Here is a 9161-nt window from a genome sequence, read left to right as displayed (position 1 = left end):
ATGGTTATGTTCGTTCGGACGAATCTCAATACCATACTTTAAGAAAGAATACTTAGGCATGCAATAACCCCACGTAGTCCTTCCACGTTTCAAGGTAGTTATCACGATTCAATTCAATTTGTTTTTGTGCAAATCGAATGTCATAATCTGCCAAGTCAAAATCCTCTAAGACTTCACCAGTAAGAATACTAAATGTTCCAATCAATTCTTCATCATCATACATACGCAAAATTGGATTGTTAGGATTTTTGGAAATATCTTCTTTGGTTACTTCCAAATTTGTCACACCAAATTCTTTAATCATGATTCCTTCTCCTTTCACTTTCTTTTATTATATCACTTTTTCCATCTAAATAACACTATACTAATTATTCAATTCCAACAATTCACTTTCAACACGTTTCAAAACTACTTGTACTTCTTCTGTACCACGATAACCTTCGAGAGAAGCTAACTGTCCTTCTATCCTTCCTAAAATACGTAACACTTTGTCTAGTTCATTATTTTGCTTAGGCTTAGATAGTTCTTGATTCGCTACTGTCAATCTTGTTACTTCTTTATGCAATCTTGAATTTTGTAACACAACTTCTTTCATCAAATCCATTGTTTCCAAGATTTCTTTAGCACGTGAACTATTTTTATACAGATTTTCCCTAGCCATTTTTTCATATTTCATTTCATCAGAAATATATCTTGTATCTTCTTTAATAGAAGCATGCTCTTTAGATAAACCATCATGTTCGTTAGACAAGCTATCGTGTTCTTTAGACAAGCTATCGTGTTCCATTTCACGTTCTTTTGACAATGCCTTCATTTCAGCTTTAAGACCACTATTATCTCTAGCTAACTTAATAGCAATACCAACTAATGAAGCTATCGTTGTCAAAATTCCACCCAATGTAACCCAATCCATAATTGAATAGTCTCCTATCATTTTTTCTCCTTTCTATCTTACCACATTTTCAATTATGTTATAACTGTTCTAATAATTTTTCTATATCAGGGAAATAAGTATAAGCTACTCCTCTAATGACATCAAATGAATATTCTTCTATATATGTTCACTTTTTTATCCATAAAATGACAAAAAACAGCAAGCCATTCCTGACTTGCCATTCTTTCCATGCTAGTTACTCAATTCCAACAATTCACTTTCAACACGTTTCAAAATAGCAGTTAGTTAATCTACATGTTATAAGCCCTCATCCAAAATATCATACACCTTAATAAAATTATCGTAAGATACAGGATAAAACTCACCCCTAACACCTCTCACTACAACCTCGCCTGAGAATAAACGCTCAACACCTTCCAAGGTGTTTATTTCAAGAAACCCCTGTTCTTTTATAGATTCTACTAATTCGTCCCTCTGCAGTTCCTCTAAAGGAGTAGTAACAAAATACCCCAAGAAATTGAGGACTTCAATAATACTTTTAGTATCGTCTATATCCATCTTAATAAAGTCAACTTCATACACCCTTTTTACAAAGGTATTTAAAGTTCCTTTTACACGATTGTACGTTTGCAAAAAAATATCTGGATTTATTGACCAAAAACAACCATCTGTATTGTCCTCACGGATAACCCAATTACCTTTAGGTAAAGAAATCTCACCTCTTTCTTTTTCAATGTAAATTGTCCCATCAGACTCATCATACCGAACAGGTTCCTTTTCATTCGTTCTTAAGAGTTTTAAGAACTCTTCTAAAATAATGTCGTGACTATATTGTACAGCGAAAACTTCGATTGGTTTTTTACGCGCTTTCATTTTAATTACCTTTCTATCTTACCACTTTTTTTCAATTACTTTATAACTGTTCTAACAATTTCTCTATATCAGGAAAATAAGTATAGCCTACTCCTCTTGTAAAAAATGCACATTCTTCTATAACTGACAAACTAGCATAATGGCTTTTTGGTAATTTTTGGTTGGCATGACAACCCTTATAATGATAAGCAACACGAACACACTGCTTATCCCTTCTAACCTCAACTAACATAGTTTCAATCCCATAACCAGTATCACGACTAGCTGTAAACTCTAAATAATTTTGACCTTCATGCAATCTTTGAGCCAATTTTACAGCATACATTTTCAACAATTCTACTTGATCCATTTTCTACTCCTTAAAACGACAAAAAAGGCAGGGGTGCCCCTACCTTATCTGATTCTTTTCAAATTCTAAACAACTCTTTCATACCATCTCCCTTAATTCAATTTACGTCGCCCCCAAACAGTCGCAATCAGTCCAATCAAGCCCCAAATTGTCGCAAAGATTGTACTTGCTGTTCCAGTATTCGGAAGAACTTTTAGTTGACCTTCTTTATCCTTCAGAGCGATTGTACCATCTTTTTGCTTAACAGCACCTACTTCATAAGGCTCTTTTTCAACATAATTTCCTTCGTCAGTTTCAATTACTACTTTTCCTTGATTCGTAGAAACCACTTTGTGACCAGTGTTTGTTTCAATCGGTTTCTCTTGAATTTCTTCCTTTGTTACATTCAAAGGCTTCGGAGTATCTTTTTCCTTCACCCCAACAATTTCTTCTGCTTTTTGTTTCTGCTCCTTAATTTCAGGAGTATCTTCTGCTGGTTTTTCTTCTTTCGGCTTGTCTGACGGAGTAGGTGAATCAACCACAATACCTTTATTGTCCTTCTCCTGCTGTTTCTCAGAATCTCCGCCCAAATCCAAATTATCATTCACTTTAGGCGCTGGTGTCCCTGCAGGCGCTTCTGATGGCTTTTCTTTTTTCGTAGGTGTTACAATAATACCACCTGTTTTATCATCAATAGGCTTCTCACTTTCACCACCAATCACAACCGTTGATGACTTGTCTTCCTTTGGTTTTTCCTCCGTCGGTTTTGTTTCCGTCGGTGGAGTTGCTACAATACTTGTCGTATCATTCGTGACCTTACTATCGCCACCAAGCGAAAGTGTGTCCGCAAAAGTCGTCGTTGCCGAACTCAAGATAGCCACAGACAACAATGTTACAAATTTCTTATTCATTTCTTTTTCCTCTTTTTTCTTTATTTTCCAATCACATAATAAAAATTTCTTGCTTCATCAGCACTAAATACTCGATAGTCTGTTATCCCCGTTCCTTGTCCACTTCGAACAAAGTTACATTCAGAAATCAAGATTGATCCATCATCCTTTACATCTTCGACAAAGGCTACGTGACCATAAGTAGGATGACCGCCAGCTTGCCTTCCTTGAAAGCTAACAGCAGAGTGCTTCGTAGGAGTGTTAGACACTTCATATCCTGACTTATGCGCCCAATCTTGACCATTACCCATATACGGATCAAACTGTATTCCAAATTCTTTGGCACGATTAAAGACATACCACGTACATTCACCATAAGGATAGGATTGAGTGATATAACCTTCCTTGGTTATTTCCTTATCAATAGAGTATCCGTTCGGTATCTCCATCGCAACAGCTCCAGGAGCAATATCTAAGCTACCAGCTATTGTATTCCCACTTGACGAACCATCAGATTCAATCGTACCCTTAAAGACTTCATACCACTTCTTACTGTCCTTTTCCAGCTTCTCTAGTTTTGTTTGACCATCTGACAAGGAAACACCTTCATAATGTTCAGACCAATACTTGGCACTTTCAAAAGGATCAGTTGCTTTTTGCATGTAGTCTTTTACTTTTTTATAGCCATGATTCAACTCATAGGACATTAATTCTAGTTCCACCGTACTATCTAGAGTACGAGAACTAGCATTTCTCCATCTATCACCATTGATTGTGTTACCATCCCAGCCTGACCATTGAAAATAGCCAGCAACTCCACCTGATGGATTCGTTAGTTTAGGATCAAAATCACTTTCTCTTTCAGCATTGGCAAGAGAACCGCTAGCACCCTCTAAAGTGAATTTTTCTTTAGAGAGTTGCCAGTTTAGAATCTTAATGACATCTTCTGCACGTTCGACGGAGATATTGGCTTTTTGAGCTACTTCTTGCGCTGTTAATCGTGTTCTTTTCCCAGTAGTGCTTCCTGATGAACCACCAGCAGAACTCGTAATCAGTCCACCAAGAAGAAGCATCAAAAACAAAAAAGAAAGCAAGGGTAGAAAAAAGCCAAGTAGGGCAAAGGTTCGTCTAGTCTTTTTCATCTACGTAGCTAACCTTTCTTGTAAACTAAGTCTACCTTTTTTCTTCTGTAGTTTGCGGATTCTTTCTTTACGTTCCAAGCGTTTCAAAGATGGCAAATCAGCCGTGTCTTTCCATACACCATTTTCAAATGTTCTTGCCTTTGGTGTATAGCCCTCTATTTCCTGCCTTCTATACATGCTTTTACGAACTTTATTTTCTAAAGTCTCGTAATTTTCATCATTTACTTTTTGCTTATTTTCATCCTTTTCTCCATAGTTTTTGAAATACTCAACTTTCATCTTAGCTCGGTTAAGCATTTCTCGTCTATGGGCTTTCCTCCATTCAACTTTTTTAGCACGTTTTATCTTACGAGCCATATAGTCATCGCTTTGTGGAATTTCCATTTTGGCTAGACTGCTTCTTTTTTCCAAGCGGTTTTTATTTTTGTCATTGATCCATCTTTTAGCATTATTTTTAGTAATTCTCGCCAATGATTTAACTCTATTAGGAACTCTATCTCCAACCTTCGTCGCAAATGTTTTTGCCCTTTGATTCAAATTCATCCGATTGCCTAGATGACCTAGTAGTTGTCTTCTTGTCAAACTAGGAAAGTAATTTCCCCTTCCATTCATAAAGGATAGGAGATTATATCTATTCTTAAATAGCCACCAAATCACAATACATTTCAAAAACGTTGCTACAAGACCAGAGCCACCACTAAAATCTTCTATGTAACTTGACATATTTCCATAAATGATTGGAAGAACCACACTTGCCAAACTAATAGCAGATGAAATCAACAAGAAAGAGATCCCTTTTTTAGAAATACCACTAAAATAGTGGTTAAACTGTGGAAACAGACTTAGAATTAAAGTAAATGGTAATATCAACAGCAAAAAAGCATAAGAAAGCAATATCACTACTCGACCTAGCCCCATTGAAAGATACACAACACCGACTACAACGACATCAAAAATTGAGGTGAGAGCATAAGTGAATTTATCAGACCACTCATCTACCAAATTTTGACCTTTGACATCTTCTGTTTCATTTTTATCATTCTTTTTGGTAAGGGCTTTAATTTCTTTATCTGATAACTTGAAATTTCCTTTGCCTTCCTGATAATTCGTTAAATCTTGAAAATCCTGCTCCGAAAGATAATAATTTCCCTCACTATCTTTTTTAGAATTCATATTCTTGTATGCAGGGATAATCGTTGAGTTAAAATAGCTTTCAGCCATTGAAGCATCTACAGCCCCCACCTTTTTCACAATCTCCGTCTGAAATTCTCTTGTAATTTCATCCGTGACATTATATAGGTGAATAGGAAGATAGCGCTCAGGACTGCCATTGATTGATATTTTTGTGAAAAAACCACCAACAACCGCAAAGACCAAGAAAAGTTTTAAAGCCGTTTTGAATACCTGTCCGCCTTTGACCCATACAGACAGAATATATACAGCCATAAAAACACCTGCGATATATTTTATCGTTGGACCAAACAAAACAGAGAAGACAGCACTTGCCATTTCTACAACCTTGGTCAAGAATGGCGATACATCCGTCATTTTTTCAATCGCAGATACTAGACTTACAATGATTCCAAACAAGAATTTAGAGAACCAGAAAATAGCTTGAACGACTTTATTTATCCAGTAATTCCCAACCTCACCAAGACCAAACAAACCTTTGTCAAAATAGACATAGCTGGTCAATCGTTTCATTTTTGTCTTGAAATTGGCATAGCTTAATTTTGTATTGGCTTTTTCCTCCTCTTCCTTCTTTTTCTTCTCTTCTTCTTGCTTTCTTTGAATTTCCTTAACGCTATCAGCAACATCTTGATTGGCATTCGCACCGACAACATCCGAACTTCTTCTTAATGTATCATCAGCAATTTTTTCTAAAGGGTCTTTATTTTCAGATGGACTAGGCTTAACAATACTAGAACTTGCTCCTGTATTACCGCTACTCGGAAGCGTTAAGCCATCACTAGAACTAGATGAACTTGTCGAAGAAGAAGTTTTATCCTTCACAAAAGCTGGAGTTTCAGATAGCGTACCATTCGGAAGCGAAACTGTTCCTATATCTGCCGAAGCAAAGAAAGGATAAAGGATAGAAAGTAAAAAAACAAACAGAGCTAGTTTCTTCCTCATCTTTTCTCCTTTTCTAGCCTGTGGACTTCAGATTCGTTGTGACCGTCGCATACAATGGAGTTATCGAATCATATATCGTACCATCCACTGTAATTCTTTCCCTTCGACCAAAAACATCCGAAAAGATACATTGACCCATTGTCTGATTTTCAACCCATGCCCTAGACAAATCATCTTCTTTGATTTTAAGATGATCCAATATCGAAGAAGTCTCACTATCTTCTGAAAAGGCAAAGACTGTACCAAAACCAGTACCATCATCTTCAGTTGAAACATCTTTTACAGATTGAGTTGCCAAAACTAAGAAATTATTAAACGAACGACCTGTACGCTTGATTCTCGCCAACAGTTGACGACCACTAGGAGTCAACGAAATTTGCCAAGCCTCATCCACATACAACAAGGTTTCTTGTGTTCTATCTCTTTCTCCAAAATCAGCACAGAAGAAGGTTAAACCGTACATAACCGCAAGACTTCGCAATTGAGTATCTGTCATATCCTCATAATTAGAGGTTTTAGGCATATCCAATCCAGCAATTTCAAAAATCGTAATCTTATTATCGCACTGCAGAGACTTATTAGAGCCATCAGAGAAGCACAATTTCAACAAGGTATTTTCGCCCATTTTTGACAAATAACGACCAATCCTTACTACATCTTTGTCTTTCTCCTCCTCAAAAGTCTTAAACAGATGTAACATTCCAACCGTTTCTCCATTTTGTTTCCTATCCCAAACCTTATCAATATTTTCCAACAAGTAAGATTTCAATTTCTTAGAATCCTCTTTGTCTAAAACGGTAGAGATTAAGACCGAAGCAATTTCTGTCAACGTTGTCTTTTCATCAATATAAGCAAATGGATCCAGAACTCCAATATTTCTATCTTCCTTCATATCCAGCGTTACAAAGTGAATAGATTTGATATACTCTTGAACTTCTTTATGAATATTCTGTTCCTCATACTCCTTCAAAATCTTCATAAACTGATTTCTTATTTCAGACTTAGGATCAATATAAGCCGACTTGATTTTTAAGAAACTATTCAACGTAAACAACATTTTCATCAAAAATGATTTTCCATTTCCAGTCGCTCCAGTAATGGCAACATGAGGATTATTAGTAATCTTATCCTTAATCCCCATTTTATTCGCCTGTAACAAATTTGAAAAGACTAGACGATTACTTGCTTGTAAGGCTGCCATAAAATCACCACCCCAACTCGCAATTTCATTGTCTATTCGTGCAATAGGGAAGCCAACCTTGTTTCCCACCTCTTTCGTGACAAAAAACATATTCTGACAGAAACCTTCCAAAGAAGTATATTGCACATAACTTTCACGTTTTTTATCCAACAATTCTGTAAAGCGACCTTTATAGAAAAGATACAACCTATCGGCATAACCTCTTGCAAGAGAACCTCCTAAGTTAGCTATAAGCTTACTTAAAATATCATATCTTTCTTCAAGTTCATCCTCATCATCACCAGTCACAACCAAGAAATGGAGAAATTCAACCATTTTTTCTTTACTTTCAACCTTTTCTTGATAGTCAACTAACATTTCATGAGCTTCTAGCACTTCTAAACGTTGAATATCGCCATCTTCCTCAATTTCAGCAACCACATTCCCCAAATTTTTACGTTTACTTCTTGCTTTCTTTTTCCTAGAAGAAACACCCTTATCTGCCGAGAACGCAACTTTATAGATACTTTCTACAGGAAAATCTAGCAACTGCAATTCTTCTTGTAGATGAATAGAAGATACATTTTGAGGATAGTCCACAATCGGAAAACAAGCGACCAAATTATCATCATCTTTATTTTCCAATCGCAACACTTTGTGATTCTCAAAATAGATATTTGTATCATCGATATTATCGATACAATTCCTAATTGCATTTACTTCTGTCTCTTTGTCATAAAATTGACCTCGTAAGAATTGTAAACGGGCTAAAAACTCCAACTCCGTTTTTTCAACCTCACGAACCCTCAACTGATGTAAAGCACTTTTCAAAGCATTCTTTTTTAGTTGCCAATCCTCATACCAATTTAGAGGAGGTAATTCACCCAGCCCAAGCAACTTCAACGTTTCTTTTTTGTAGAAAGACATGCTGTCTTTTAAAGTCGAAACTAAGTCTGGACTGATATTGTTTGATTTTAATGGAACAGAGATATAATGCTTGTACTCAAACAAAAACTCAATTTCATCCTCAATCTTTTCTTGAAGACTATCCATCATCAAGTTTGCTAAAGGCGCTGTACCACTATCTTGGTCAATATCTTGGCGCAAGAGTTCAAATCGCTCATACAAATCTATCGGAATAGGGATCGTATACAATTCAAAATCACCATAGACCGATAGTTGACTAAAAGCTGAGAAAGCGGTTTGTTTAAACCGCTCACGTCCCCTCTTGTCTATCGTAACCAAAACCTCACTAGGAACTTCAAAGACTGCAAATACACCACCATTTTTACGTAATATCAAACTGTCCGCAAAGTCCCAGTAATTACTCGTAATTTCCACGATAAATCCTTTCTATTTTTACATATCGTTTACCTTTATTTATATAATACTTTTTACTGTATTTCCCATAATGCCAAAAATAAAAAATGTAATCACGAAGATAAATCACTATCGTTTTACCATCAATTTTATTATTAGTCAGAATTTTCCCCAATTTCCAGCCTAAAGCAGAACCAATAACTAAGCACCAACCCCACTCAATAAAACCTACTGACATCAAGAGAAAAAAGAAAATCGGAGTAAAAAAGATAAAATATAATAAAGTTGACATTTCAACTGCAAAAGGCAAACTGAAATTATCCGATAACTCTTTTACAAATATAGGCTGGTCAAAACCACGCTTATACGAAAATAATTGTTTCTCTTCTTTTTCCATAGC

At 36.0% G+C, this 9161-nt stretch carries 9 protein-coding genes; all 9 read right to left on the bottom strand.

The window, feature by feature from the left end; all coding sequences use genetic code 11:
- Positions 1-52 precede the first annotated feature (52 nt).
- The 9 genes from HMPREF0851_RS14535 to HMPREF0851_RS14495 all read right to left on the bottom strand — a co-directional run bounded on the left by HMPREF0851_RS14535 (position 53) and on the right by HMPREF0851_RS14495 (position 9158).
- Positions 53-304, bottom strand: a complete 252-nt coding sequence (locus HMPREF0851_RS14535; RefSeq protein WP_000588739.1) for a hypothetical protein — start codon at positions 302-304, stop codon at positions 53-55.
- Positions 305-364: 60 nt separating this feature from the next.
- Entirely contained in the window at positions 365-913 is a 549-nt protein-coding gene (locus HMPREF0851_RS14530) for a hypothetical protein (RefSeq protein WP_009014475.1), read from the bottom strand.
- Positions 914-1192: 279 nt separating this feature from the next.
- The gene (locus HMPREF0851_RS14525; protein WP_000647560.1) at positions 1193-1768 is read right to left on the bottom strand and encodes a hypothetical protein; all 576 of its coding nucleotides are present in this window, start codon (positions 1766-1768) and stop codon (positions 1193-1195) included.
- A gap of 40 nt (positions 1769-1808) precedes the next feature.
- Positions 1809-2117, bottom strand: a complete 309-nt coding sequence (locus HMPREF0851_RS14520; RefSeq protein WP_000373066.1) for a hypothetical protein — start codon at positions 2115-2117, stop codon at positions 1809-1811.
- Between the two features lie 92 nt (positions 2118-2209).
- Positions 2210-3007, bottom strand: a complete 798-nt coding sequence (locus HMPREF0851_RS14515) for an LPXTG cell wall anchor domain-containing protein (RefSeq protein ID WP_001034599.1) — start codon at positions 3005-3007, stop codon at positions 2210-2212.
- 20 nt (positions 3008-3027) lie between these two features.
- Entirely contained in the window at positions 3028-4128 is a 1101-nt protein-coding gene (locus HMPREF0851_RS14510) for a phage tail tip lysozyme (RefSeq protein WP_000753654.1), read from the bottom strand.
- The gene (locus HMPREF0851_RS14505) at positions 4129-6261 is read right to left on the bottom strand and encodes a type IV secretion system protein (protein ID WP_001227704.1); all 2133 of its coding nucleotides are present in this window, start codon (positions 6259-6261) and stop codon (positions 4129-4131) included. It abuts the gene before it with no gap.
- Positions 6262-6274: 13 nt separating this feature from the next.
- Complete coding sequence (locus HMPREF0851_RS14500; RefSeq protein ID WP_000406901.1) at positions 6275-8782, bottom strand: ATP-binding protein; 2508 nt, start codon at positions 8780-8782, stop codon at positions 6275-6277.
- Positions 8766-9158, bottom strand: a complete 393-nt coding sequence (locus HMPREF0851_RS14495) for a TcpE family conjugal transfer membrane protein (protein WP_000409920.1) — start codon at positions 9156-9158, stop codon at positions 8766-8768. The genes HMPREF0851_RS14500 and HMPREF0851_RS14495 overlap by 17 nt, the downstream gene beginning before the upstream one ends.
- Positions 9159-9161 lie beyond the last annotated feature (3 nt).

It is taken from the genome of Streptococcus sp. M334, assembly GCF_000187745.1.
Lineage (GTDB): Bacteria > Bacillota > Bacilli > Lactobacillales > Streptococcaceae > Streptococcus.
The sequence above is the reverse complement of the archived record's forward strand: the minus strand, read 5'-3'. Positions and strand labels throughout refer to the sequence as shown.

Bases quoted from the DNA above. Each gene is read 5' to 3' on its own strand.
- HMPREF0851_RS14535 (WP_000588739.1), bottom strand. From the start codon at position 304: ATGATTAAAGAATTTGGTGTGACAAATTTGGAAGTAACCAAAGAAGAT.
- HMPREF0851_RS14530 (WP_009014475.1), bottom strand. From the start codon at position 913: ATGGATTGGGTTACATTGGGTGGAATTTTGACAACGATAGCTTCATTA.
- HMPREF0851_RS14525 (WP_000647560.1), bottom strand. From the start codon at position 1,768: ATGAAAGCGCGTAAAAAACCAATCGAAGTTTTCGCTGTACAATATAGT.
- HMPREF0851_RS14520 (WP_000373066.1), bottom strand. From the start codon at position 2,117: ATGGATCAAGTAGAATTGTTGAAAATGTATGCTGTAAAATTGGCTCAA.
- HMPREF0851_RS14515 (WP_001034599.1), bottom strand. From the start codon at position 3,007: ATGAATAAGAAATTTGTAACATTGTTGTCTGTGGCTATCTTGAGTTCG.
- HMPREF0851_RS14510 (WP_000753654.1), bottom strand. From the start codon at position 4,128: ATGAAAAAGACTAGACGAACCTTTGCCCTACTTGGCTTTTTTCTACCC.
- HMPREF0851_RS14505 (WP_001227704.1), bottom strand. From the start codon at position 6,261: ATGAGGAAGAAACTAGCTCTGTTTGTTTTTTTACTTTCTATCCTTTAT.
- HMPREF0851_RS14495 (WP_000409920.1), bottom strand. From the start codon at position 9,158: ATGGAAAAAGAAGAGAAACAATTATTTTCGTATAAGCGTGGTTTTGAC.